Origin of the sequence: Arthrobacter oryzae (assembly GCF_003634095.1) — a bacterium.
GTDB classification, from domain to species: Bacteria; Actinomycetota; Actinomycetes; order Actinomycetales; family Micrococcaceae; genus Arthrobacter; species Arthrobacter oryzae.
The window spans coordinates 391,881-416,556 of sequence record NZ_RBIR01000002.1; the positions used below are offsets into that span (position 1 = coordinate 391,881).

Below are 24,676 nucleotides of genomic sequence, written 5' to 3' on the forward strand. Positions count from 1 at the left end.
CGGAGACGCATCCGAGTTCTTGTTGCTGCGATTGTCCCTAGGGACTACTCGCCGCGGTTCTTCTGGATGATCTCGTCGGCGTATGCCTTCGGGACCTCGGCGTAGCTGTGGAACGTCATGGAGTACACAGCGCGGCCCTGGGTCTTCGAGCGCAGGTCACCGATGTAGCCGAACATGCCGGACAGCGGGACGTGTGCACGAATAACCTTGACGCCCTGGGCATCTTCCATGGACTGCATCTGGCCACGGCGGGAGTTGAGGTCACCGATAACTTCACCCATGTATTCCTCAGGGGTGCGGACCTCGACATCCATCAGCGGTTCGAGCAGGACAGGGTTCGCCTTGCGTGCGGCTTCCTTGAAAGCCATACGGCCGGCGATCTTGAACGCCATTTCCGAGGAGTCAACATCGTGGTACGCGCCGTCAATCAGCGTGGCCTTGATGCCGACAACCGGGTAACCGGCCAGGACGCCGTCGTTCAGCGCATCCTGGATACCGGCGTCGACCGACGGGATGTATTCGCGCGGAATACGGCCACCGGTGACCTTGTTCGAGAACTCGTACAGCTCGCCCTCGGACGTGTCCAGCGGCTCGATCGCAATCTGGATCTTTGCGAACTGGCCGGAACCACCGGTCTGCTTCTTGTGCGTGTAGTCGTGACGCTCTACAGCACGCTTGATGGTTTCGCGGTAAGCAACCTGCGGCTTGCCGACATTGGCCTCGACCTTGAATTCGCGGCGCATGCGGTCCACCAGGATGTCCAGGTGAAGCTCGCCCATGCCGGCGATGATGGTCTGGCCGGTGTCTTCGTTGAGGGAGACCTGGAAGGTCGGGTCCTCGGCGGAGAGCTTCTGGATGGCCGTGGAGAGCTTCTCCTGGTCACCCTTGGTGTTCGGCTCGATCGCAACCGAAATCACGGGCTCCGGGAAGCTCATGGACTCAAGGACGATCTGGTTGCTGGAGTCGCACAGGGTGTCGCCCGTGGTCGTATCCTTCAGCCCGATCGCTGCGTAGATGTGGCCCGCGGTAGCGCCGTCAACCGGCATTTCCTTGTTGGCGTGCATCTGGAACAGCTTGCCGATGCGCTCCTTCTTGCCCTTGGTGGAGTTAACCACCTGGGAGCCGGCTTCGACGTGACCGGAGTACACGCGGATGAAGGTGAGCTGGCCGAAGAACGGGTGCGTGGCAATCTTGAACGCCAGAGCCGAGAACGGCTCTTCGGAAGACGGCTTGCGCGTCAGTTCCTTCTCTTCGTCGCGGGGATCGTGACCGATCATCGGCGGGACGTCGAGCGGGTTCGGCAGGTAGTCCACAACTGCGTCGAGCATCGGCTGGACACCGCGGTTCTTGAACGCGGAGCCACAGAACACCGGGTACAGCTCAGAGTTGATCGTCATCTTGCGGATGCCGGCCTTGAGCTCGTCGATGCTGATCTCTTCGCCCTCGAGGTACTTCTCCATGAGTTCTTCGGAGGCCTCGGCAACAGTCTCAACGAGAGTTGCACGGTATTCTTCGGCCTTCTCCTTGAGGTCAGCCGGGATCTCGCGGATCTCGTACTTGGCACCCATGGTGACGTCACCCTTGGAGTCGCCGGGCCAAACCAGCGCGCGCATGTAAAGGAGGTCGACGACGCCGACGAAGTCGTTCTCGGAGCCGATCGGCAGCTGCATGACGAGCGGCTTGGCACCGAGGCGGCTGATGATGGTGTCGACGGTGAAGTAGAAGTCAGCGCCGAGCTTGTCCATCTTGTTGACGAAGCAGATGCGCGGAACGTTGTACTTGTCGGCCTGGCGCCAAACGGTCTCAGACTGCGGCTCCACGCCTTCCTTGCCGTCGAACACGGCAACTGCGCCGTCGAGGACGCGCAGGGAGCGCTCAACCTCGACCGTGAAGTCAACGTGGCCCGGGGTGTCAATGATGTTGATCTGGTTGTTTTCCCAGAAGCAGGTCACGGCGGCAGACGTGATGGTGATGCCGCGTTCCTTTTCCTGTTCCATCCAGTCAGTCGTCGAAGCGCCGTCGTGCGTTTCGCCGATCTTGTGGTTCACACCCGTGTAGAACAGGATGCGCTCGGTAGTAGTGGTCTTGCCGGCATCAATGTGGGCCATGATGCCGATGTTGCGGACCTTGCTAAGGTCGGTAAGCACGTCCTGTGCCACGGTGTCTCCCTTTCGGATGGACTGCACGTTCGCCGCCGGCTCTCATGAGCCAGCGGCGTCCGGGAAGTTTTACCAGCGGTAGTGTGCGAAGGCCTTGTTGGACTCGGCCATCTTGTGGGTGTCTTCGCGACGCTTCACAGCGGCACCGAGACCGTTGGAGGCATCCAGAATCTCGTTCTGGAGGCGCTCGGTCATGGTCTTTTCGCGGCGGGCCTTGGAGTAGCCAACCAGCCAGCGGAGGGCGAGGGCCGTGGAACGACCCGGCTTGACCTCAACCGGAACCTGGTAGGTGGCGCCACCAACGCGGCGGGAGCGGACCTCAAGCGAAGGCTTGACGTTCTCCATGGCCTTCTTGAGGGCTGCAACGGGGTCGCCGCCGGACTTGGCGCGAGCACCTTCGAGGGCACCGTAAACGATGCGCTCTGCGGTGGACTTCTTGCCGTCAACCAGCACCTTGTTGATGAGCTGGGTGACCAGCGGGGAGCCGTAAACGGGATCTAGAACTAGCGGCCGCTTGGGGGCCGGACCCTTGCGAGGCATATTACTTCTTCTCCATCTTTGCGCCGTAGCGGCTACGAGCCTGCTTACGGTTCTTGACACCCTGGGTATCGAGGGCGCCACGGACGATCTTGTAGCGGACACCCGGAAGGTCCTTCACGCGGCCGCCGCGGACGAGCACAATGGAGTGCTCCTGCAGGTTGTGGCCTACACCGGGGATGTAAGCGGTGACTTCAATGCCACCGTTGAGGCGTACACGAGCAACCTTACGCAGAGCCGAGTTCGGCTTCTTCGGGGTCGTCGTGTAAACGCGGGTGCAAACACCGCGGCGCATCGGGCTGCCGTTAAGCGCGGGGGCCTTGGTCTTTTTGACCTTCGGCGTGCGGCCCTTGCGGACCAGCTGGTTAATCGTAGGCACTCTCGTGTTCTCCGTTTTATCCGGAGCGGCCGTTGGCGGACGCTCTCTTGTCGCTGCGCCTCGCCGCTCGAGCCTTGAAGTTATCTCCAGAGCAGCTGAGGCGAAGCCTTAATAGTCGGACCGCACGCCGGGGTCCAGGATCTTTCGAGCCGAACTGCCCCTAGGCATGCGAAAATGTGGCATACGTTGCACAAGAACCCTGCAAACCGGAAACGTCGTCCTGGTTGAGCCATACAGCTGCAAGCTGTCTAACTAAACCGGCGCTCTCATCCACTGCCACAATAACAATTAGTCTCAAGTCTAACACGGACCGGTCCCAGCCCTTAATCGGCGCGGAAGGGGCCGGGAATCGCCCAGCACTTAAACAGCAACGCGGGGTCACTTTGAGCCCAATCCACGGGGTGGATTGGGCCGTAAGTGACCCCGCGTTGCATTAGCGGCTAGCGGAAGTCGCTGCCGAGATCGTAGTCATCCAACGGGATGGCGTGGAACTCGGGAGCTCCGTCTCCACCCAGGGAATCGTAGGAGAAGTCACTGAAGGCGCTGGGGCCGGTGAACAGGTTGGCCTTTGCTTCCTCAGTGGGTTCCACGGTGACCTCGGTGTAGCGCGGGAGACCCGTGCCGGCCGGGATGAGCTTACCGATGATGACGTTTTCCTTGAGGCCGAGCAGCGGATCGCTCTTGCCTTCCATGGCCGCCTGCGTCAGGACGCGGGTGGTTTCCTGGAAGGAAGCTGCGGACAGCCAGGACTCGGTCGCCAGGGACGCCTTGGTGATGCCCATGAGCTCGGGACGGCCTGAAGCCGGCGTCTTGCCCTCGGACACAACACGGCGGTTGGCCTCTTCGAAGCGGCTGCGTTCGGCGAGCTCGCCGGGCAGCAGATCCGATTCGCCGGACTCGATGACCGTGACGCGGCGCAGCATCTGACGGACGATAACCTCGACGTGCTTGTCGTGGATACCGATGCCCTGGCTGCGGTACACGCCCTGGACTTCGTCCACCAGGAACTTCTGCGCGGCACGGGGGCCCATGATGCGCAGAACCTGCTTGGGGTCGACCGGGCCGTTGATGAGCTTCTGACCGACGCTGACGTGATCGCCGTCTTCGATGAGCAGCCGTGAACGGCGCAGCACCGGGTAAGCGATCTCTTCGGATCCGTCATCCGGGGTGATGACCAGACGCATCTGGCGCTCGGACTCTTCGATGGTGATGCGGCCGGCTGCTTCCGCAATCGGCGCGACACCCTTCGGAGTACGGGCTTCGAAGAGCTCCTGGATACGGGGCAGACCCTGCGTGATGTCGTCGCCGCCGCTGGCGGAAACAGCACCACCGGTGTGGAACGTACGCATGGTCAGCTGGGTGCCCGGCTCACCGATGGACTGCGCGGCGATGATGCCCACTGCCTCACCGATGTCGACAGTCTTGCCCGTGGCCAGCGAACGGCCGTAGCACAGGGCGCAGGTGCCGACGCTGGACTCACAGGTGAGTACGGAGCGGACCTTGACCTCGGTGATGCCGGCTGCGAACAGTTCGGCAATGACGACGTCGCCGCAGTCAGTGCCGGCCGCTGCCAGGACCTTGCCCTTGGAGTCGACGACGTCCACGGCCAGGGTGCGGGCGTAGGCGCTGTTCTCGACGTTCTCGTCCAGGACGAGGACGCCGTTGGCGTCGGCCACCGCGATTGCGGTCATCAGGCCGCGCTCGGTGCCGCAGTCCTCTTCGCGGACAATGACATCCTGCGATACGTCCACCAGACGACGGGTCAGGTAACCCGAGTTGGCGGTACGCAGGGCGGTGTCAGCCAGACCCTTACGGGCACCGTGCGTGGCGATGAAGTATTCCAGCACCGACAGGCCCTCGCGGTAGGAGGACTTGATCGGACGCGGGATGATTTCACCCTTAGGGTTGGCCACCAGGCCACGGATACCCGCGATCTGACGGACCTGCATCCAGTTACCACGTGCACCCGAGGACACCATGCGGTTGATGGTGTTCATCGGCGAGAGGCTGTCACGCATCGCCTGGGCGATCTCGTTGGTCGCCTTGTTCCAGATCTCGATCAGTTCCTGGCGACGCTCGTCGTCGTCGATCAGGCCCTTGTCGTACTGGCCCTGGATCTTGGCGGCCATGGTCTCGTAACCGGCGAGGATCTGCGGCTTGTCCTTGGGAACCTCGATGTCCGAGATGGCGACGGTGACGCCCGAGCGGGTGGCCCAGTAGAAACCGGCGTCCTTCAGGTTGTCCAGCGTTGCCGCGGTGACGACCTTCGGGTAGCGCTCGGCGAGGTCGTTGACGATCGTGGACAGCTCGCCCTTGTCGGCAACGTTCTCAACCCACGGGTAGTCCGCGGGCAGCGTCTGGTTGAAGATGACCTGGCCGAGGGAGGTCTCGACCAATGTGGTCTGACCGGGCTCCCAGCCCTCCGGGGCTTCCCAGCCGGCGTAGGGCACGAAGCCCTCGAGGCGGATCTTGACCTTGGAGTTCAGGTGCAGCTCGTGAAGGTCGTAGGCCATGATGGCTTCCGCGACGGAGGAGAAGATCCGGCCTTCGCCAGCTGAACCGACACGCTTGGTGGTCAGGTGGTAAAGACCGATGATCATATCCTGCGAAGGCAGGGTCACCGGGCGGCCGTCGGACGGCTTCAGGATGTTGTTCGAGGACAGCATCAGGATGCGAGCCTCGGCCTGGGCCTCGGGGCTCAGCGGCAGGTGCACTGCCATCTGGTCGCCGTCGAAGTCAGCGTTGAAGGCGCCACAAACCAGCGGGTGAAGCTGGATTGCCTTGCCTTCAACAAGCTGCGGCTCGAACGCCTGGATGCCGAGACGGTGCAGGGTAGGTGCACGGTTCAGCAGCACGGGGTGTTCGGTGATGATCTCTTCCAGAACGTCCCAGACCTGCGGACGGTAACGCTCCACCATGCGCTTGGCCGACTTGATGTTCTGTGCGTGGTTGAGATCAACCAGGCGCTTCATCACGAACGGCTTGAAGAGCTCCAGGGCCATCTGCTTGGGCAGACCACACTGGTGCAGCTTCAGCTGCGGGCCGACGACGATGACCGAACGGCCGGAGTAGTCGACGCGCTTGCCGAGGAGGTTCTGGCGGAAACGACCCTGCTTGCCCTTGAGCATGTCGCTCAGGGACTTCAGCGGACGGTTGCCCGGTCCGGTGACCGGACGGCCGCGGCGGCCGTTGTCGAAGAGGCTGTCAACGGCTTCCTGAAGCATGCGCTTCTCGTTGTTGACGATGATCTCCGGGGCACCGAGGTCAAGCAGGCGCTTGAGTCGGTTGTTGCGGTTGATCACGCGACGGTAGAGGTCGTTGAGGTCGGAGGTCGCGAAGCGGCCACCGTCCAGCTGGACCATCGGGCGCAGTTCCGGCGGGATCACCGGGACGGCGTCCAGGACCATGCCAAGCGGGCTGTTGTTGGTGGTCAGGAACGCGTTGACCACCTTGAGCCGCTTCAGGGCACGGGTCTTGCGCTGGCCCTTGCCGTTGGCGATGATGTCGCGCAGCATGTCGGACTCGGCCTGCATGTCGAAGTTCTCAAGACGCTTCTTGATGGCCTCGGCACCCATGGAGCCTTCGAAGTACATGCCGTAGCGGTCGCGCAGTTCGCGGTACAGGCCTTCGTCACCTTCAAGGTCAGCGACCTTGAGGTTCTTGAAGCGGTCCCAGACCTGCTCGAGGCGCTCGATTTCGGCGTCGGCGCGCTTGCGGACGTTCGCCATCTGGCGGTCAGCGGAGTCGCGGGCCTTCTTCTTGTCGGCAGCCTTGGCGCCTTCGCCTTCGAGACGGGCGAGCTCGTTCTCGAGGTCACGGGCGATCGTGGCGATGTCCGAGTCGCGGTTGTCGATCAGCTGCTTCTTCTCGATGTCGTGCTCAACCTGGAGGTTGGGCAGTTCTTCGTGGCGGCTGTCGGCGTCGACGCTCGTGATCATGTAGGCGGCGAAGTAGATGACCTTTTCGAGGTCCTTCGGTGCCAGGTCAAGGAGGTAGCCCAGACGGGAGGGAACGCCCTTGAAGTACCAGATGTGCGTGACCGGGGCGGCCAGCTCGATGTGGCCCATGCGCTCACGGCGGACCTTGGCACGGGTGACCTCAACGCCACACCGCTCGCAGATGATGCCCTTGAAGCGCACGCGCTTGTACTTGCCGCAGTAGCATTCCCAGTCGCGGGACGGGCCGAAGATCTTCTCGCAGAAGAGGCCGTCCTTCTCGGGCTTGAGCGTGCGGTAGTTGATGGTTTCCGGCTTCTTAACCTCGCCGTAAGACCAGCCACGGATGTCTTCCGCGGTGGCGAGGCCGATCTGCATGAGGCCGAAGGAGGATTCGCTGGACATATGGTCCCTGTTCTCTCTTGTTCTCTAAATTCTGAAGTCTTGGGTTACGGGAAGAGGGAGGGGAGGCTCGACGACGGGTGGTGACCCGCCGTCGAACCCCACCTGCTAAACCTCTTCTACGGAACTGGGCTCTGCACGAGACAGATCGATGCCCAGTTCTTCCGCAGCCGTGAAGACTGCGTCATCAGAGTCACGCATTTCAATTGTGGTTCCGTCCGTGGAAAGAACTTCCACGTTCAGGCACAGCGACTGCATTTCCTTGATCAAGACCTTGAAGGACTCAGGAACGCCCGGCTCGGGGATGTTCTCGCCCTTGACGATGGCTTCGTAGACCTTCACACGACCGTGGATATCATCCGACTTGATCGTGAGCAGTTCCTGGAGCGTGTAGGCGGCGCCATAAGCTTCGAGCGCCCACACTTCCATTTCACCGAAGCGCTGGCCACCGAACTGTGCCTTACCACCCAGCGGCTGCTGCGTGATCATGGAGTACGGGCCGGTGGAGCGTGCGTGGATCTTGTCGTCCACCAGGTGGTGGAGCTTCAGGATGTACATGTAGCCGACCGAGATCGGATCCGGGAACGGCTCGCCGGAGCGGCCGTCGAACAGACGGGTCTTGCCGGAGGAGTTGATCAGGCGGTCGCCGTCGCGGGTGACGTTGGTGGAATCGAGCAGGCCCGTGATTTCCTCTTCACGCGCGCCGTCGAAGACCGGCGTTGCGACAGTGGTCTGGCCACTCTCGCGCGGCAGGTTCGGCAGCTGCTTGACCCACTCGGGCTCGCCCTCGATCTTCCAGCCGGTCTTGGCAACCCAGCCGAGGTGCGTCTCGAGCACCTGGCCGACGTTCATACGACCCGGAACACCCAGCGGGTTCAGGACGATATCAACGGGGGTACCGTCGGCAAGGAAGGGCATGTCCTCGATCGGGAGGATCTTGGAGATAACACCCTTGTTGCCGTGACGGCCGGCGAGCTTGTCGCCGTCGGTGATCTTGCGCTTGGCAGCCACGTACACGCGCACCAGCTGGTTCACGCCCGGGGGCAGCTCGTCGTCGTTGTCGCGGTCGAAGACGCGGACACCGATCACGGTGCCGGACTCGCCGTGCGGAACCTTCAGGGAGGTGTCGCGCACTTCGCGGGACTTCTCACCGAAGATGGCGCGCAGCAGGCGCTCTTCCGGGGTCAGCTCGGTCTCGCCCTTGGGGGTGACCTTGCCTACCAGGATGTCGCCGGCCTCGACCTCGGCACCAATGTGGATGATGCCGCGCTCGTCCAGCCCTGCCAGGACTTCCTCAGACACGTTGGGGATGTCACGGGTGATTTCCTCGGCACCAAGCTTGGTGTCGCGGGCATCGATCTCGTGCTCCTCGATGTGGATGGAGGACAGGACGTCCTCGGCCACGATGCGCTGGGAAAGGATGATGGCATCCTCGAAGTTGTGGCCTTCCCATGACATGAATGCCACGAGCAGGTTCTTACCGAGGGCGAGCTCGCCCTGGTCCGTTGCCGGGCCGTCAGCGATAATGCCGCCGACCTCCAGGCGCTGGCCTTCGTTCACCAGGACACGGTTGTTGTAGCAGTTGCCCTGGTTGGAGCGCGCGAACTTGTTGATGCGGTAGTTGGTTTCCGTACCGTCATCGTTGAGCATGATGACCAGCTCGGCGGAGACCTCGGTGACCACACCTGCCTTCTTGGCGATGGTGACATCACCGGCGTCGACGGCTGCGGCGCGTTCCATGCCGGTGCCGACGAACGGCGCCTCGGAACGGACCAGCGGCACGGCCTGGCGCTGCATGTTGGCACCCATGAGTGCACGGTTAGCATCGTCGTGCTCGAGGAACGGGATCAGGGCGGTAGCCACGGACACCATCTGGCGCGGGGAGACGTCCATGAACTCGACGTCGGCGGCGGGAACCAGCACGGGCTCGCCTCCACCACCGCGGGCACGGACCAGGACGGTCTCTTCGGCGAACTTCTTGTTCGCATCGAGCGGAGCGTTGGCCTGAGCGATCAGGACCTCGGCCTCGTCGTCGGCGGTGAGGTACTTGACCTCATCGGAGACGACGCCCTCGGACACAAGACGGTACGGGGTTTCGATGAAGCCGAACGGGTTGATGCGTCCGTAGGAAGCCAGCGAACCGATCAGACCAATGTTCGGGCCTTCAGGAGTTTCGATGGGGCACATACGTCCGTAGTGGGACGGGTGCACGTCACGAACTTCCATGCCGGCGCGGTCACGGGACAGACCACCCGGGCCAAGCGCGGACAGGCGGCGCTTGTGGGTCAGACCCGAGAGCGGGTTGTTCTGGTCCATGAACTGGGACAGTTGGGAGGTTCCGAAGAACTCCTTGATGGCTGCCACGACGGGACGGATGTTGATCAGGGTCTGCGGCGTGATGGCCTCGACGTCCTGGGTGGTCATGCGTTCGCGGACGACGCGCTCCATGCGGGACAGGCCGGTGCGGACCTGGTTCTCGATGAGCTCGCCGACGGCGCGGATGCGGCGGTTGCCGAAGTGGTCGATGTCATCGATCTCGACGCGCAGCTCGTGGTCCTGGCCGTCGCGCTTGCCCGTGAGGGTCTTCTCGCCGGCGTGCAGGGCAACCAGGAACTTGATCATGGCCACGATGTCTTCAACGTGCAGGACCGATGCTTCCTTGTCGCCAAGGGAGCGGTCGATGCCAAGCTTGCGGTTGATCTTGTAACGGCCGACCTTGGCCAGATCGTAGCGCTTGGAGTTGAAGTACAGGTTGTCCAGCAGGGACTGGGCAGCCTCAACCGTGGGCGGCTCGCCCGGGCGCAGCTTCCGGTAGATGTCCAGCAACGCGTCTTCGCGGGTCTCGGTGGCGTCCTTCTCCAGCGTGGCGCGCATGGAGTCGTACTGGCCGAACTCTTCGAGGATCTGGCCTTCGGTCCAGCCGAGGGCCTTCAGCAGCACGGTGACGGACTGCTTGCGCTTGCGGTCAAGACGGACGCCGACCTGGTCGCGCTTGTCGATTTCGAGCTCGAACCAGGCGCCGCGGGACGGGATGATCTTCGCAGTGAAGATGTCCTTGTCGCTGGTCTTGTCGGCGGTGCGCTCGAAGTAGGCACCCGGGGAACGGACCAGCTGGGAGACGACGACACGCTCGGTGCCGTTGACGACGAAGGTGCCCTTCTCGGTCATCAGCGGGAAGTCACCCATGAACACGGTCTGCTGCTTGATTTCGCCCGTGTTGTTGTTCATGAATTCGGCTTTAACGTACAGCGGAGCCGAGTACGTTGCGTCCCGGTCCTTGCACTCGGCCATGGTGTATTTGGGGTCAGCGAACTCCGGCTCGGAGAAGCTCAGGGACATGGTGCCCTGGAAGTCCTCGATCGGGGAGATCTCTTCGAAGATGTCGGACAGTCCCGAGGTGGTGGCGACGCTGAGGTCACCTTCTTCGACGGCCTTCGCCACGCGCGCCTGCCAGCGTTCGTTTCCGACCAGCCAGTCAAAGCTGTCCGTTTGCAGGGCGAGCAGATTCGGAACATCAAGGGGTTCGTGAATCTTTGCGAATGAGAGCCGGCGGGTTGCACCGTCGGTGCTGTCGGCATTGATAGCGGTAGCGTTGTTTACATTAGAGGTGCTCGAGGCGACCAAGAGGGATCCTTCCACAGACCTTCAGGCGTTGTCAGATCTCCCCCGTTGTGCACCCTGCAGAGTGACTCCGCAGCGCTACCAGTCCGGTTCCGCTATATGACCCGGGACCCGCGCTGCCCATGCTGGTGCACGTTGTAGACGGCACATTGATGGAACAGCTGTCAGGCTAAGCCCACCGCTATATGAAGGCTGAAGGTAAACAGGGAAGACGCAAATATCTACGATACGGCAAAGCAACCTACTTGTCTACCCCACTTCCGGCGGGATTGCAAGCACCAACATTTGCCTGGGGCCGCACCGAGACCGGGGCCGGGCCGAATGGATACGTGATGGGGCTCACGATAACGTAGATGTAAGACAAAAGTAGATGGGAAGAGAAGACCATGAGCAATCCTGCAGACAACAACGATGTTGTCATCCTCGCCGCCGCCCGCACGCCCCAGGGGCGCCTGAACGGGCAGCTGGCCAGCTTCACCGCCGTCGAACTCGGCACCCACGCCATCCGCGCGGCCCTCGCCGCCAGCGGCGTCAAGGCCGACCAGGTTGACAGCGTGATCATGGGCCAGGTCCTGCAGGCCGGAGCGGGCCAGAACCCGGCGCGCCAGAGCGCCATCGGCGCCGGCATCGGTTGGAATGTTCCCACAGTGACCATCAACAAGGTCTGCCTTTCGGGCCTCACCGCGGTGATCGACGCCGCCCGGATGATCCGCAGCGGCGACGCCACCGTGGTGGTCGCCGGCGGCCAGGAGTCCATGACCCGTGCCCCTCACGTGCTGCCCGGTTCCCGGCAGGGCTGGGCCTACGGCACGGTGCAGGCCCTCGACGTCGCCGCCCACGACGGCCTGACCGACGCCTTCGACGGGCAGTCGATGGGCCTGTCGACGGAGACCAAGAACCTGACCCTCGGCATCGACCGGAGGTCCCAGGACGAGGTGGCCGCCCAGTCGCACCAGCGGGCTGCCCGTGCCGCCAAGGACGGCGTCTTCGACGGCGAGATCGCCCCGATGAGCGTCAAGCAGCGCAAGGGCGATCCGCTCGCCGTCACCTCCGACGAGGGCATCCGGCCGGACACCACTGTCGAATCCCTGGCCGGCCTTCGCGCGGCGTTCGTCACGGACGGGACCATCACCGCTGGCAATTCCTCTCCCCTCTCCGACGGCGCCGCCGCCCTCGTGCTGTGCAGCCGGAAGTTTGCCGAGGACCACGGCCTGGACTACCTCGCCGTGGTCGGCAAGCCGGGCCAGGTGGCCGGTCCTGACAACTCGCTGCACTCCCAGCCGTCCAACGCCATCAAGAGCGCCCTGGACAAGGCCGGCTGGTCCGCCGCCGACCTCGACTTCATCGAAATCAACGAGGCCTTCGGCTCCGTGGCGGTGCAGTCCCTGAAGGACCTCGACTACCCGCTGGAGCGGTGCAACATCCACGGCGGAGCCATCGCCCTGGGCCACCCGATCGGAGCCTCCGGCGCCCGGCTGGCCCTGCACGCGGCCCACGAACTCAAGCGCCGGGGCACCGGCAAGGCAGCCGTTTCGCTGTGCGGAGGCGGCGGACAGGGCGAGGCGCTGCTGCTCTACCGCGACTGAACCCGCGGCCGCAGAGCCCGAGAGCAGGGCCCGAGAGCAGGGCCAGGAGAGCGGGTGCCCGCAGAAACGCAGGAGAGTGCACGAGCAGCAGGGAGAGGTTTTGACCGGAATGGCAGAGCAGACAGCAGCCGGCGGCGGACGCGAGCGGTTCCTGGCCGATGCCGCGGCCCGCGGTCTGAACGTCGAGATCGTGGAACGTTCCGCCGCCCGCAGCCTCGAGGAGGCGGCAGGCATCCTGGGAATCCGTCCGGCGGACATCGTCAAGTCCCTCGTGGTCAAGCACAAGGACGGCAGCTTCCTCTTCGCGCTGGTCCCGGGCGACCGGCAGATCTCCTGGCCCAAGCTGCGGGCATTGCTGGGCGTCAACAAGCTCTCGCTCCCGGCTGCGGAAACGGCCTTCGAGGCCACCGGCTACGAGCGGGGCACCATTACGCCGCTCGGCAGCACCCGCCCCTGGCCGGTCTATGCCGACCAGAGCATCCAGGGCCGGCGGATCTCCATGGGCGCCGGCGAACACGGCTACAGTGCGTTCGTCGACGCGGACGCCCTGACGGCGGCCTTGGGCGCCGTCGTCGCCGATATCACCGACCCCAACTAGCCCACCCGGGTTAACAAACAACGCTAACAATCAACACGGGGTCACTTCCGGCCCATCCGGACGGTCAGGACGGGCGCGAAGTGACCCCGCGTTGTTCTTAGGCCGTGACCGTGAGGGGTGCCCCGTTGACGGTGAGCCGCCAGTTGGCCTGGCTGAACAAGGCAACGTCGAGGGTTCCGCGGTCCACGACGTAGTCGATGATGCGCTGCCGGATCTCCTGCTGGCTGTTGGAGAGCACGGGCGCACTCTTTACCGCGGGGAAGTTGCCGCCGCCGCTCTGCCGGTAGTTGTTGATGGCCAGGGCGAATTCCTGGTCGGGCCGCAGCGGCTGGCCATCGTAGCTCAGGTTGGCGATCCGGTCCCCTGCCGGCCGGGCGAGGTCTATCTCATAGTTCAGCGGCGCGTCCAGTCCATAGACGACGTCGTAGTTGTAGTCCGGCGTGCCGTTCGGGGCCGTGGCGGTCACGGCGTTGGTGACGTCCTGGGCCGCGGCCGTAGTGGTGGCCACCGGTTTGAAGTATTGGGCGGACCATTCCAGGTACGCCTTGACCTGGGCTCCGGTGACCTTGACGGAGAGCAGCGTGTTGTCGAAGATATAGAGCCCTGCGACGTCACGGATGGTCAGCGGGCCGGCCTTGACGTCGACGGCACGGGAAAACGCCGCGGCAATGGACAGCACGGGCAGCCCCGCCGCCGGACCGTTGGCGAGTTCGGCCTTGATGGTGCTGGCCTGGACATAGTTGATGGCGTCGATCGCGGCGCCGTCCTCCCAGCAGGCCGTGGCCGTGCTGAGCGGGGCCGTCGAGGTCCCGATGACCTCATTGACGTACGTCACCGTGGCCTCGTGGCCGGCCTGCACGGCCCGGACGACGGCGGGATCGGGGTCCACGGTCTTGGCGTCCAACAGGTGCGAATGGGCCGATGTCACGGTCCACTTCCCCCGCACTTTGGCGAGTTCGAGGTCCATGACGGAGACCCGCATGCCCCACTTCAGCGGCTCGGTCAGCAGCACCTGCTTGCCGGTGGCCTTATTGGTGACGAAGCGCTCGGGGATTTCCAGGTGGGCGTGTCCGACCAGGATGGCGTCAATGCCGGGGACTTCCTCGGCGAGCTGGGTGGAGGCGTTCTCCGGGAACGGCAGGGCATCGCCGTAGGAGGATCCGGGCGTCGCCCCGGAATGACTGGTGACGATCACGACGTCGGCGCCGGCGGCCAACACCTGCGGGATGACAACCCGGGCCTCTTCGACGATGCCGTTGAAGTCGAGCTTGCCTTGGACGTTGTCACGGTCCCAGAGCGCGCAGCCCGGCGTTACGAAGCCGACCAGACCGACCGTCACCCAGCCGTTGTCCGTCCTGACCCGCTTCAGGACGAAAGGGGTGAAGGCGCGGCCGCCGGACACGGCGTCGTGGACGTTGGCGCCCAAAAGCGGGAAGTCCAGCTGCTTTTCCCAGGTGCGCAGGAGGGGGACGCCGTAGTTGAACTCGTGGTTGCCCAGCCCCGCGGCGTCGTAGCCGATCGCGTTCATGGCCAGCGCCATGGGGTGTTTCACGGTCGCCGAGATGGGCTTGATCCTGGCGAAGTAGTAGGCCAGCGGCGTGCCCTGGATGGTGTCCCCGGCGTCGATGGTCAGCGTGTTCGCCGCTCCGCGCTCGGCCCGCATGGCGTTGATCAAAGTCGCGGCCTGGGCAATCCCGATCTTGTTCCCGGCGGCATCGGCATAGGGGACGTTCTTGAAGTAGTCCCAGTTGAAGACGTTGTTGTGCAGGTCGGTGGTGCCAAGCACCGTCAGGGTGAATTTTTTCCTGCCGCCCGCAGTGCCCCCGTCCGACTGCTTGTCGGCGGCCTGGGCTGCGGGGGCTCCTGCCAGGGCGGCTGCGGCGGCGCTGCCGCCCACGAGCGCTGCCGTGAGCATCGCGCGGCGGGAGGGCGAATCGTGTGGGTTCGACATGGTGGGTGAACTCCTGAGCGTAGGGGCCGGTGGGCACAAATCCACAGTCTAGGGGCGCACATGCAACTGCGACAGGGGTCTCAGAAAAACTTTGCCAAATCCTTGGACACCGTTCACCTGGCGCCCGCGATGCTCACTCGCGCCCGGAGAAACTCCGGGCGAAACGCCCGAAACACGCCCGGAAACGCAGGAAACCCCGCCCACCTGAGTGGACGGGGTTTCCGTGGAACCGTGCGGACCCCGAAGGACCCGGATGCCGGAAGTTACTTGAGGGTAACGCGGGCGCCAGCTTCTTCGAGCTGAGCCTTTGCCTTCTCGGCAGCTTCCTTGGTGGCGCCTTCGAGAACAGCCTTGGGAGCGCTGTCAACCAGGTCCTTGGCTTCCTTGAGGCCCAGGGAAGTGATGGCGCGAACTTCCTTGATCACTGCGATCTTCTTGTCGCCCGGGTGCTCCAGGACGACGTCGAATGCAGTCTGCTCTTCTTCTTCTGCAGCAGCGCCGGCAGCGGGGCCAGCAACGGCAACAGCAGCAGCGGTTACTTCGAAGGTCTCTTCGAAGAGCTTGACGAACTCAGAGAGTTCGATGATGGTCAGTTCCTTGAAAGCTTCAATGAGCTCTTCGTTGGTGAGCTTCGCCATGGTGTGGCGTCCTTCCTATAGTGGTGCCCGGCGGGCCTGAGGCCCGCTGTTGCACCGGAGTCTTATGGAGAAGAGGTTTAGTTCTCTTCGGGGGCTGCGGCTTCAGCCGGAGCTTCAGCCTCTACTGCTGCATCTGCTGCGGGAGCTTCTTCAGCGGCGGGCGCTTCGGCTTCTGCCGGTGCACCGTTCTCTTCTTCAAGCTTGAGGCGCAGTGCGTCGATGATGCGTACAGCAGCGGCGGCAGGAGCCTTGAGGATGCCTGCAACCTTGGCGAGCTGCAGCTCACGGGACTCGAGTGCTGCCAGGGCAGCAACTTCGCTGGCGTTCAGTGCCTTGCCCTCAAAGTAACCGGTCTTGATGACCAGCTGCTTGTTGGCTTTGGCAAAATCCGTCAGGCTCTTGGCAGCGGCAACTGCGTCACCCTTGATGAACGCGATTGCAGTGGGGCCGGCGAGCTGATCGTCGAATGCTGCGACACCAGCTTCCTTGGCTGCAATGGCGGTCAGGGTGTTCTTGACGACCGAGAACTTGGTGTCCTGGCCGAGAGAGACACGCAGCTGCTTGAGCTGTGCAACGGTGAGCCCGCGGTATTCGGTCAGGACAGCGGCGTTCGATTCCTTGAAATCGTTAGTGATCTCAGCTACTGCTGAAACCTTGCTAGGCGTTGCCATAACCCTCCTTCCGGGGATAGTGCCGGTGTGTCCGGGTCCCCGCTCAAAAGAGCTAAAAACTAAAAACGCCCCGCGCAGATGCACGGGGCTTGTCTCGACGCGAACCATGACCGCGGAGCTTTGCTTCGTTCACCTGCGCCGGCCGCCCTATGTTCAGGGTCCTTCGTCCGGAAAACCACTGCGTTCTCCCGGCGCGACTGCAGAATTGAGTCTTGCTTGGGAGAGTGGATTTCCAACAACCGACGGTCTTTGGTCCCCCCAGCTTACGGGACACGGTGCGCGTGTTCCAAATCGGGCGCCCTGGACCGGGGCGGGCGCCGTCCTTCAGCTGACTGTCGGGCGGTTGCCGTCCCTCAGCTGACAGTCGGCCCGAAGTCCGGCAGGTCTTTCTGCCACAGCCCCGTCACGCCCGCCGTCGTGAATCCGAGCTGCTGGTTGACCTTCAGGAGGTAGCGGTTCTCGGGGGCGTTCCACGTGTACAGGACCCGCGCGTCCGGGAACTGTTCGCTGAGCCGTTCCATGTTGGCGACCTTGATGAGCAGGCCGAGTTTGTTGCCGCGGTGTTCCTGGAGCACCACCGTATCGTCCTGGAAGACGACGTCCGGGCGCAGCGCCAGGACGCTGATGGTGGTCAGGCCCACGAGCGTTCCGCTGGCAATGTGCTCGACGGCGGTGACCACCGTCCGGCGGCCCTGGGCAATGGTTACTTCCTCCGCCTCCCGGAGAATCCGGCCGTCGAACACCATGTCCCCGGCCTCGACCCCCGGCACCTCGTCCTCCCCTGCCCGGTTCTCCAGGGCGGCGACGGCCTCAAGCCACTGGTCCGGGCAGCGGTCCGTCCAGTGGTGCAGACGATAGCGGCCGGCATTGGCTTCCTCGGCCTCGGCCTCAAGTTCTGCAACGAGTTTGCTGTCCAGCGGCAGGGCGCACGAACTGAACTGCTCGATGTGCTGCAGGGTGTAGCCGGTGTGGCGGGCGAATTCCACATCGCGGCTTCCCAGCGGGACGAACCCGACGCCGCTGCCGGGCACCAGCTGTTCAGCGTCCGGGTCCCGCAGCGAGGATCCGGGATGGTTGGTGTCGATCAGGATCGTGTGGCGGCCCTCGTCCCGGGCGAAATGCTCGGCGGCCTCCAGCAGCTGGCGCCCCACGCCCTGGCGCCGGTATTCCGGGAGGATGTCGAGGGTGAACTCGGCCAGGTCGAGATTGTCCACGAGCGGCAGGGCGATGTCCGCTGTCCCGACGATCACGCCGTCGATCTTAGCCACGAGAATCACCTGGCGTTCGTAGGGGTCCGCCATCTCAAGGAGCTTCTCCTGGGGCGCGTAGGCAAGGTCATCAGTACCCCACGTCTGCATCCGGACCCTTCGGCCCACTTCGACGGCGGCGAGAAAGTCGGCGGCATCGGGCGCGTCAAGGGAATCGGGAATCCACAGCTGCTCAATCCGTACTTCGTTTGCCATAGAGGGCACCATTCCAGCCGTTCCGCCACCCGCCATCGGTTCCGCCCGGCTCAAACCGGGCTTCAACCGTCAGCATATGCTGGTTTGCGCCGGCGTTCCATTGGTGACGCAGGCCGGTATGGTGCCGCCCGGCGTCCGGCCGCTGCGAGTCCCCGACTGCCGGTACGCCAAAGGCCGCCCCGCGGTTGCGGGACGGCCTTTTGCTTGAAACTGGTGACGCTGTTTGTCCGGTGAGGCTTAGACCTCGGTCAGGACCTTGGTGACGTTGGGGTCAACCGAGATGCCCGGGCCGAACGTGGTGGCCACGGTGGCCTTCTGGATGTAGCGGCCCTTGGCAGCGGACGGCTTGAGGCGCAGGACCTCTTCCAGTGCGGCTGCGTAGTTCTCGGCCAGCTTCAGGGCGTCGAAGGACACCTTGCCGATGATGAAGTGCAGGTTGGAGTGCTTGTCGACGCGGAAGTCGATCTTGCCGCCCTTGATGTCGTTGACAGCCTTGGCGGTGTCAGCGGTCACGGTGCCGGTCTTCGGGTTCGGCATCAGGTTACGCGGACCCAGGACCTTACCGAGGCGGCCAACCTTGCCCATGAGGTCAGGGGTGGCGACGGCGGCGTCGAAGTCGGTCCAGCCGGCTGCGATCTTTTCGATCAGGTCATCGGAACCAACGAAGTCGGCGCCGGCAGCGATTGCTGCTTCAGCCTTCTCTCCCGTTGCGAAGACGAGGACGCGGGCGGTCTTACCGGTGCCGTGCGGCAGGATAACGGTGCCGCGGACCATCTGGTCGGCCTTGCGAGGGTCAACGCCCAGGCGGAAAGCGACCTCAACGGTGGCGTCGAACTTGGACGGGTTGGTGTCCTTGGCGAGCGTCACTGCCTCGACCGGCGCGTAGAACTTCTCCGCGTCGATCTTGGCTGCGGCTGCCTCATATGCTTTGCTGCGCTTTGCCATGCTGCTTATTTCTCCTTGTGCAGTTGTGGTCTGCGGACCGCGCTGGGCCCTGCCACAGGCGGCATTCCGGTTGGTTTATCCGTTCCGGAATTCCGCTCTTAGTTATTTAGGTGGTGCCGGTTGCCCGGCGGATAAGGCTATTAGCCTTCGACGGTGATACCCATGGAGCGGGCGGTGCCGGCGATGATCTTCGCTGCGCCTTCGAGGCTGGTGGCGTTGAGGTCTTCCATCTTGGTGGTGGCGATCTCGTTGACCTGGGCCTGGGTCAGCTTGGCAACCTTGACGGTGTGCGGGGTAGCCGAACCCTTGGCGACGCCTGCAGCCTTCTTGATGAGCTCTGCGGCCGGCGGGGTCTTGGTGATGAACGTGAAGGAACGGTCTTCGTAGACCGTGATTTCCACGGGGATAACGTTGCCGCGCTGGGCTTCCGTCGCAGCGTTGTACGCCTTGCAGAATTCCATGATGTTGACACCGTGCTGGCCAAGCGCAGGACCGATCGGCGGGGCCGGGTTAGCGGCACCTGCCTGGATCTGCAGCTTGATGAGGCCGGTGACCTTCTTCTTGGGAGCCAATGTAGGTCCTTCTCTCAAATACGTCCTGGGACACAGGAGCGTGTCTCAGGTTGGTGGCCGCCATGGCAAGGCGGCCGGCCGCCCCGTGGCTGCTAAGCGGGCAGTCCGGGGCGAATTCTAGTGGGTCAGCTAGATCTTGCTGACCTGGTTGAACGCCAGGGTGACCGGAGTCTCGCGTTCGAAGATGGACACCAGCACCACGAGGGTCTGGGAATCGATCTTGATCTCGGAGATCGTGGCGGGAAGGGTCTCGAACGGGCCCTCCTTGACGATGACGGACTCGCCAACCTCGAAGTCGACGTCGACCTGGGCGGCGGCGTGCTTGACCGGCTTGCCCTTCTCGGCCTGCTCTTCTTCGAAGACCGGGGCGAGCATGGAGAAGACCTCGTCGAGGCGCAGCGGGACCGGGTTGTGGGCGTTGCCCACGAAGCCGGTGACACCCGGGGTGTGGCGGACGGCGCCCCAGGAGGCGTCCGTCAGGTCCATGCGGACCAGGACGTAGCCGGGGATGCGGACGCGGTTGATGACCTTGCGCTGAGCGTTCTTGATCTCAACGACTTCCTCCATCGGAACCTGGATTTCGAAGATGTAATCTTCCATGTCCAGGGTCTGGATGCGGGTCTCAAGGTTGGCCTTGACGCGGTTCTCGTAACCGGCGTAGGAGTGAATGACGTACCAGTCACCCTCCTGGCGGCGCAGCTTGGCCTTGAACTCATCGGCGGGGTCGACGTCGGCCTTGGCGGCCGCCGCTGCCAGCGCGTCCGTGTCCTCAGCGTCGCCGGCTTCGGCGTCGGTTTCTTCAGCATCGCCAGCTTCGGCAACAGCTGCCTCGGCGTCGCCTTCCGTGGCTACGGCCTCGTCAGTGACGTCGGATTCGGGCGCAGCAGACACAGCCTCGGACTCTTCCGCGGCTTCCACCGCGGCGTCCTGGCTCTTATCCAGCTCAGTCTCAGTTACCTCGAGCTCCTGCTCAGACACTTGGTCTCCTGCTTCCTCATTGCCTAACATGCCTATTTAAATGACTCAATTCCGCACACCCCGCGGAATCTCCGGTTTCCCGGGGCCTCCACGCAGTCTGCGGAGCGGTCGCCTTAGCGGTTCGCGGGGCCGCTGCCGCCGAAGACCCAGCTGACCGCGGTCCCGAAGGCCAGGTCAAGCAGGGTGACGATCACCATCATGATGGTCACGAACACCAGCACCACGATCGTGTAGTTGATCAGTTCTTTACGGGTCGGTGCGACGACCTTCTTCAGCTCGCCAATGACCTGGCGGACGAAGATCGCGATGCGAGCAAAGAAGCCGGGCTTGACGGCATTCTTGGCGGGGCGGCCTTTGGAGCTGCTGGCAGCCGTTTCGGTCACCTGGTCCTCACTCATCCTCGCAATGATCGGATACCCGGCTCTGAACTGAACCATGGTTGCTGCGCTTGCTCCGGATGATCCGGAACAGCATGCGCAGGGCAGACAGGACTCGAACCTGCAACCTGCGGTTTTGGAGACCGCTGCGCTACCAATTGCGCCACTACCCTTCGGGGCGAAAATCCGCTCCGGCCAATGCAATCCGCAGGCTTCCCTGAGGCGCAGGCCATCATCGTGTTTTCAACACCGGAGAACCAGTCTACGCAACAACTGCGCCTACGTCGAACCGGCCCTCTCTCGGACCCCTGCGTGCCCGCGAAAACCAACTGACAGCAGTCAGTCACATTTCCGATCCGGCACCCCGGGGGATCCGCTGAACAGCATAGAGTAGATTTCGTCGATTCCCACATCCAGCCTTCCAGCTGCCAGCGAAGAACGGACCCGCCCATGTCTGCTGCCCGCATTTCCCAGCGCATTTCCGCCATAGCCGAATCCGCCACTCTGGCCGTCGATGCCAAGGCGAAGGCGCTGAAGGCAGCCGGCCGGCCGGTCATTGGTTTCGGCGCCGGGGAACCCGATTTTCCGACCCCCGGCTACATTGTGCAGGCCGCTATCGAGGCCGCCAGTCAGCCGAAGTACCACCGCTACTCCCCCGCCGGCGGCCTGCCGGAGCTCAAGCAGGCCATCGCGGAGAAGACGCTCCGGGACTCCGGCTACAAGGCCGAAGCATCCCAGGTGCTGGTGACTAACGGCGGAAAGCAGGCTGTCTACAACACCTTCGCCACGCTCCTGGACCCGGGCGACGAGGTCATCGTTCCCACCCCGTTCTGGACCACCTACCCCGAGGCCATACGGCTGGCCGGCGGCGTGCCCGTCGAGGTCTTCGCGGGCCCGGAGCAGGAGTACCTGGTCACCGTGGACCAGCTGGAGGCCGCACTCACGGATCGCACCAAGATCCTCCTCTTCGTCTCCCCCTCGAACCCCACCGGCGCCGTGTACTCGCCGGAGCAGGTGAAGGCGATCGGTCAGTGGGCGGCGGCCAACGGCCTGTGGGTTGTCACCGACGAGATCTACGAGCACCTCACCTACGACGGCGTGCCGTTCACCTCGATCGCCACGGCCGTTCCCGAACTGGGCGACAAGGTGGTCATCCTCAACGGCGTCGCCAAGACCTACGCCATGACGGGCTGGCGCGTGGGCTGGATGATCGGACCGGCGGACGTCATCAAGGCCGCCACCAACCTGCAGTCCCACGCGACGTCGAACGTCTCCAACATCATGCAGATTGCGGCCCTCGCCGCCGTGTCCGGGCCGCTGACCGCCGTCGATGAGATGAAGGTGGCCTTTGACCGCCGCCGCAAGGCAATCGTCGCGGGCCTGAACGCGATTGACGGTGTTGAATGCCCGACGCCGAAGGGCGCCTTCTACGTGTACGCGGACGTCCGCGCGCTGCTGGGCAAGGAGTTCCCGTCGGCAAACGGTCCGGTGCGGCCCGCCACCTCCGCCGAACTGGCCACGCTGATCCTGGACGAGGTGGAGGTCGCAGTGGTTCCCGGCGAGGCGTTCGGTCCGTCCGGCTACCTGCGCCTGTCCTATGCGCTGGGAGACGAAGACCTGGCTACGGGCGTCGCCCGCCTGCAGGACTTCCTCGGCAAGGCGAAGTAGCCCGCCCCAACCTCCCGATGCGCTATCACCTGGGGTCCTTATTGCCGCGGCAGAAGAACCTTAAGTGATAGCGCATCCTGGGTTTATAGGAGGCGGCGCTCGGCGGCCCAGCGGGTCAGTTCGTGGCGGCTGGAGAGCTGGAGCTTGCGCAGCACCGCCGAGACGTGGGTTTCGACTGTCTTGATCGAGATGAACAGTTCCTTGGCCACTTCCTTGTAGCTGTAGCCGCGGGCGATCAGGCGCATCACCTCGAGCTCCCGCGCCGAGAGCTTGTCCAGCTGGTCATCGGCGATGTCCGCGGGGGCGGTGCCGAACGCGTCCAGGACAAATCCCGCCAGCCGGGGCGAGAAGACGGCGTCCCCGCCGGCCACGCGGCGGACGGCACGGCTGATCTCGGCCCCTGAAATCGTCTTGGTGACATAGCCGCGCGCACCGGCCCGGATCACGGATACCACGTCCTCGGCGGCGTCGGAGACGCTCAGCGCCAGAAACCGCGTGCTGCCCAGCAGCGGCACCGAGCCGGCCAGCACCTCGCGTCCGCCGCCGCCGCGGCCACCGGGGAGATGGACGTCCAGCAGCACGACGTCGGGACGCTGGGCCGCGACGACGGCGATCGCCTCCTCCACGGTGCCTGCCTCGCCCGCGACGACGATGTCCGGATCCAGATCCGCTTTCAACCCGGAGCGAAAGATCGCGTGGTCGTCCACAATCACCACCCGGACCGGGGCACGGTCGGCGCTTGCAGGGCTTCCTGGTAGGGCTTGCCCCGGCGCCCGGCTTGCCGGTGCAGGCCGGTTTCCTGGCGCAGGCTGTCCTGGCAAAGGGTTTCCTGGTACTGGGTTGGTCACGGCCTGGCCTCTCCGTTGGTGTTGTTGGCGGCAGTTCCGGCAGCTGCGGCAGATGCGGGGGCCGTGACGGGCAGCCGGAGCCGCACCTCGGTGCCGTCGGGGCTGCTGAGGATGGCGGCGGTGCCGCCATGGCGGTTCATCCGTCCGATGATCGACTCCCGCACGCCGAGCCGGTCCGGGGGAACCGAATCCGGGTCGAAACCTGGCCCCCGGTCCTTGACGAATACCTCTGCGGCGGCATCGGTGACTTCCAGGTAGACGGACACCGCGCCGCCTCCGTGGCGCGCGGCGTTCAGCATGGCCTCGCGGGCCGCCTGGACGAGGGCCTCGTGGCGCTGGGTCATGGCGCAGTCCCCCACGGTGACCACTTCGACCGGGTGTCCCAGGGAGTCTTCCACCTCGGCGGCGGCGGCTTTGATGCCTTCGGACAGCTGGCCGGAATCGTTGCCGGCATCCCGGTACAGCCAGCCCCGCAGCTCGCGTTCCTGGGCACGGGCCAGCCTGATGACGTCGTGCTCGTTGCCGGCACGGCGCTGGATCAGGGCGAGGGTCTGGAGCACGGAGTCGTGGAGGTGCGCGGCGATCTCGGCACGCTCGGTGGCACGCACACGCCCCGCGCGTTCTGTCTCCAGGTCCCGCCAAAATTTCAGCCCCCAGGGCAGCAGCACGAGGGCCACGCCGCCGAGCACCGCCACCGAGGCCAGAAGGGCCAGCCAGGTCTGTTCCCAGGACCCCGAGCCGGATACCATCACCAGCACGCCGGCCACCACCAGGGCCAGCCCGGCCGCGAGGCGCGCCCAGCCGCCGGCCTGGTTGGCCTTGGTCTTGTCCACGAGACCCGCCCGGCGGGTCTCGTCCAATTGCATCCAGGCGATCGCGGCACCGCCCAGGATTGCCGCGACCGGGATCAGGGTGCCCAGCGGTACGTCGATGCCGAAGTTACGGGCGATCAGGATTCCGGCTGCCAGCAGCAGGCCCGCGCCCAGCAGGATCTCTTTGCCGAACGGCAAACCCGGGACCCTGGACCGCCGGGCCTCTCGCGGCGCCACCGTCTGGGTCCCGGAAGGATCGGCGGCCGCGGTGTCTTCCGGGGCGCTGACGGCGGGGGCGATTGGCGACGCCGGCCGGCGGGCGTTTCGCCTGGCGCTTTCGTCCGCCGTGGGCACCATGATCCAAAGCCAGGCGTAAAAGGCCACTCCTGCCCCGCCCGCGAGCGCAGCCACCACCATGCCGATCCTGACCATGCGGACCGGCCAGCCCAAGTGGGCGGCGAGGCCTGCGCACACGCCGGCAATCACGCGGTCGCTGCTGCGGACCAGCGGCGGGCGGACGGGCGGGGAGGTCATGG

Annotated in this window: 18 protein-coding genes and 1 tRNA gene; 3 read left to right on the forward strand and 16 right to left on the reverse strand. The window is 64.4% G+C overall.

The annotated features are described in order from the left end of the window. Nucleotides 1-44: 44 nt before the first annotated feature. The 5 genes from fusA to rpoB all read right to left on the reverse strand — a co-directional run bounded on the left by fusA (nt 45) and on the right by rpoB (nt 11,036). Nucleotides 45-2,159 carry an elongation factor G gene (gene fusA, locus C8D78_RS06155; RefSeq protein ID WP_120951778.1) on the reverse strand — a complete coding sequence of 705 codons (2,115 nt, stop codon included), beginning with the start codon at nt 2,157-2,159 and terminating at the stop codon, nt 45-47. A gap of 69 nt (nt 2,160-2,228) precedes the next feature. Next, nucleotides 2,229-2,699 carry a 30S ribosomal protein S7 gene (gene rpsG, locus C8D78_RS06160; protein WP_011692813.1) on the reverse strand — a complete coding sequence of 157 codons (471 nt, stop codon included), beginning with the start codon at nt 2,697-2,699 and terminating at the stop codon, nt 2,229-2,231. A 1-nt stretch (nt 2,700) separates the two neighbouring features. Continuing rightward, a complete protein-coding gene (rpsL, locus tag C8D78_RS06165) occupies nt 2,701-3,075 on the reverse strand; it encodes a 30S ribosomal protein S12 (protein WP_018773658.1) in 375 nt (124 codons plus the stop codon). 440 nt (nt 3,076-3,515) lie between these two features. Beyond that, nucleotides 3,516-7,415 (reverse strand): DNA-directed RNA polymerase subunit beta', encoded by a 3,900-nt coding sequence (locus C8D78_RS06170; RefSeq protein ID WP_120951164.1) that lies wholly within the window; start codon nt 7,413-7,415, stop codon nt 3,516-3,518. A gap of 105 nt (nt 7,416-7,520) precedes the next feature. After that, nucleotides 7,521-11,036, reverse strand: a complete 3,516-nt coding sequence (gene rpoB, locus C8D78_RS06175; RefSeq protein ID WP_120951166.1) for a DNA-directed RNA polymerase subunit beta — start codon at nt 11,034-11,036, stop codon at nt 7,521-7,523. A gap of 383 nt (nt 11,037-11,419) precedes the next feature. On the opposite strand from rpoB, the gene C8D78_RS06180 reads away from it, so the two are divergent. After that, nucleotides 11,420-12,619, forward strand: coding sequence for an acetyl-CoA C-acetyltransferase (locus C8D78_RS06180; RefSeq protein ID WP_120951168.1), 1,200 nt, complete (start codon nt 11,420-11,422; stop codon nt 12,617-12,619). 109 nt (nt 12,620-12,728) lie between these two features. Next, a complete protein-coding gene (locus C8D78_RS06185) occupies nt 12,729-13,217 on the forward strand; it encodes an aminoacyl-tRNA deacylase (protein WP_120951170.1) in 489 nt (162 codons plus the stop codon). Nucleotides 13,218-13,314: 97 nt separating this feature from the next. Here the strand turns inward: C8D78_RS06185 and C8D78_RS06190 are convergent, their stop codons facing one another. The 9 genes from C8D78_RS06190 to C8D78_RS06230 all read right to left on the reverse strand — a co-directional run bounded on the left by C8D78_RS06190 (nt 13,315) and on the right by C8D78_RS06230 (nt 20,985). Beyond that, nucleotides 13,315-15,168: a bifunctional metallophosphatase/5'-nucleotidase gene (locus tag C8D78_RS06190; protein ID WP_120951172.1), complete on the reverse strand. Its 1,854-nt coding sequence runs from the start codon at nt 15,166-15,168 to the stop codon at nt 13,315-13,317. A gap of 263 nt (nt 15,169-15,431) precedes the next feature. After that, entirely contained in the window at nt 15,432-15,806 is a 375-nt protein-coding gene (gene rplL, locus C8D78_RS06195; protein ID WP_120951174.1) for a 50S ribosomal protein L7/L12, read from the reverse strand. Between the two features lie 77 nt (nt 15,807-15,883). After that, nucleotides 15,884-16,477, reverse strand: a complete 594-nt coding sequence (gene rplJ, locus C8D78_RS06200; RefSeq protein WP_120951176.1) for a 50S ribosomal protein L10 — start codon at nt 16,475-16,477, stop codon at nt 15,884-15,886. A gap of 353 nt (nt 16,478-16,830) precedes the next feature. Beyond that, on the reverse strand, nt 16,831-17,940 hold the full coding sequence (locus C8D78_RS06205) for a GNAT family N-acetyltransferase (RefSeq protein WP_120951178.1): 1,110 nt from the start codon (nt 17,938-17,940) through the stop codon (nt 16,831-16,833). 237 nt (nt 17,941-18,177) lie between these two features. Beyond that, a complete protein-coding gene (gene rplA, locus C8D78_RS06210; protein ID WP_120951180.1) occupies nt 18,178-18,885 on the reverse strand; it encodes a 50S ribosomal protein L1 in 708 nt (235 codons plus the stop codon). Nucleotides 18,886-19,025: 140 nt separating this feature from the next. Continuing rightward, on the reverse strand, nt 19,026-19,457 hold the full coding sequence (gene rplK / locus C8D78_RS06215; protein ID WP_018773647.1) for a 50S ribosomal protein L11: 432 nt from the start codon (nt 19,455-19,457) through the stop codon (nt 19,026-19,028). Between the two features lie 129 nt (nt 19,458-19,586). Beyond that, nucleotides 19,587-20,435 (reverse strand): transcription termination/antitermination protein NusG, encoded by an 849-nt coding sequence (nusG, locus tag C8D78_RS06220; RefSeq protein ID WP_120951182.1) that lies wholly within the window; start codon nt 20,433-20,435, stop codon nt 19,587-19,589. A 113-nt stretch (nt 20,436-20,548) separates the two neighbouring features. Further along, the gene (secE, locus tag C8D78_RS06225) at nt 20,549-20,833 is read right to left on the reverse strand and encodes a preprotein translocase subunit SecE (protein ID WP_120951781.1); all 285 of its coding nucleotides are present in this window, start codon (nt 20,831-20,833) and stop codon (nt 20,549-20,551) included. Nucleotides 20,834-20,912: 79 nt separating this feature from the next. Continuing rightward, a tRNA-Trp gene (locus C8D78_RS06230) sits at nt 20,913-20,985 on the reverse strand. A gap of 277 nt (nt 20,986-21,262) precedes the next feature. On the opposite strand from C8D78_RS06230, the gene C8D78_RS06235 reads away from it, so the two are divergent. Continuing rightward, nucleotides 21,263-22,480, forward strand: a complete 1,218-nt coding sequence (locus C8D78_RS06235; RefSeq protein WP_120951184.1) for a pyridoxal phosphate-dependent aminotransferase — start codon at nt 21,263-21,265, stop codon at nt 22,478-22,480. A gap of 83 nt (nt 22,481-22,563) precedes the next feature. On the opposite strand, the gene C8D78_RS06240 is transcribed toward C8D78_RS06235, so the two are convergent. Beyond that, nucleotides 22,564-23,196 carry a LuxR C-terminal-related transcriptional regulator gene (locus C8D78_RS06240; RefSeq protein ID WP_120951186.1) on the reverse strand — a complete coding sequence of 211 codons (633 nt, stop codon included), beginning with the start codon at nt 23,194-23,196 and terminating at the stop codon, nt 22,564-22,566. Between the two features lie 128 nt (nt 23,197-23,324). Next, nucleotides 23,325-24,674, reverse strand: a complete 1,350-nt coding sequence (locus tag C8D78_RS06245; RefSeq protein ID WP_120951188.1) for an ATP-binding protein — start codon at nt 24,672-24,674, stop codon at nt 23,325-23,327. Nucleotides 24,675-24,676 lie beyond the last annotated feature (2 nt).

Excerpts from the sequence above, each read along its gene's own strand:
- rpsG (WP_011692813.1), bottom strand. The coding sequence starts at position 2,699 with ATGCCTCGCAAGGGTCCGGCCCCCAAGCGGCCGCTAGTTCTAGATCCC.
- C8D78_RS06170 (WP_120951164.1), bottom strand. The coding sequence starts at position 7,415 with ATGTCCAGCGAATCCTCCTTCGGCCTCATGCAGATCGGCCTCGCCACC.
- C8D78_RS06180 (WP_120951168.1), top strand. The coding sequence starts at position 11,420 with ATGAGCAATCCTGCAGACAACAACGATGTTGTCATCCTCGCCGCCGCC.
- C8D78_RS06185 (WP_120951170.1), top strand. The coding sequence starts at position 12,729 with ATGGCAGAGCAGACAGCAGCCGGCGGCGGACGCGAGCGGTTCCTGGCC.
- C8D78_RS06190 (WP_120951172.1), bottom strand. The coding sequence starts at position 15,168 with ATGTCGAACCCACACGATTCGCCCTCCCGCCGCGCGATGCTCACGGCA.
- rplL (WP_120951174.1), bottom strand. The coding sequence starts at position 15,806 with ATGGCGAAGCTCACCAACGAAGAGCTCATTGAAGCTTTCAAGGAACTG.
- rplJ (WP_120951176.1), bottom strand. The coding sequence starts at position 16,477 with ATGGCAACGCCTAGCAAGGTTTCAGCAGTAGCTGAGATCACTAACGAT.
- C8D78_RS06205 (WP_120951178.1), bottom strand. The coding sequence starts at position 17,940 with ATGGCAAACGAAGTACGGATTGAGCAGCTGTGGATTCCCGATTCCCTT.
- rplA (WP_120951180.1), bottom strand. The coding sequence starts at position 18,885 with ATGGCAAAGCGCAGCAAAGCATATGAGGCAGCCGCAGCCAAGATCGAC.
- secE (WP_120951781.1), bottom strand. The coding sequence starts at position 20,833 with ATGAGTGAGGACCAGGTGACCGAAACGGCTGCCAGCAGCTCCAAAGGC.
- C8D78_RS06235 (WP_120951184.1), top strand. The coding sequence starts at position 21,263 with ATGTCTGCTGCCCGCATTTCCCAGCGCATTTCCGCCATAGCCGAATCC.
- C8D78_RS06245 (WP_120951188.1), bottom strand. The coding sequence starts at position 24,674 with ATGACCTCCCCGCCCGTCCGCCCGCCGCTGGTCCGCAGCAGCGACCGC.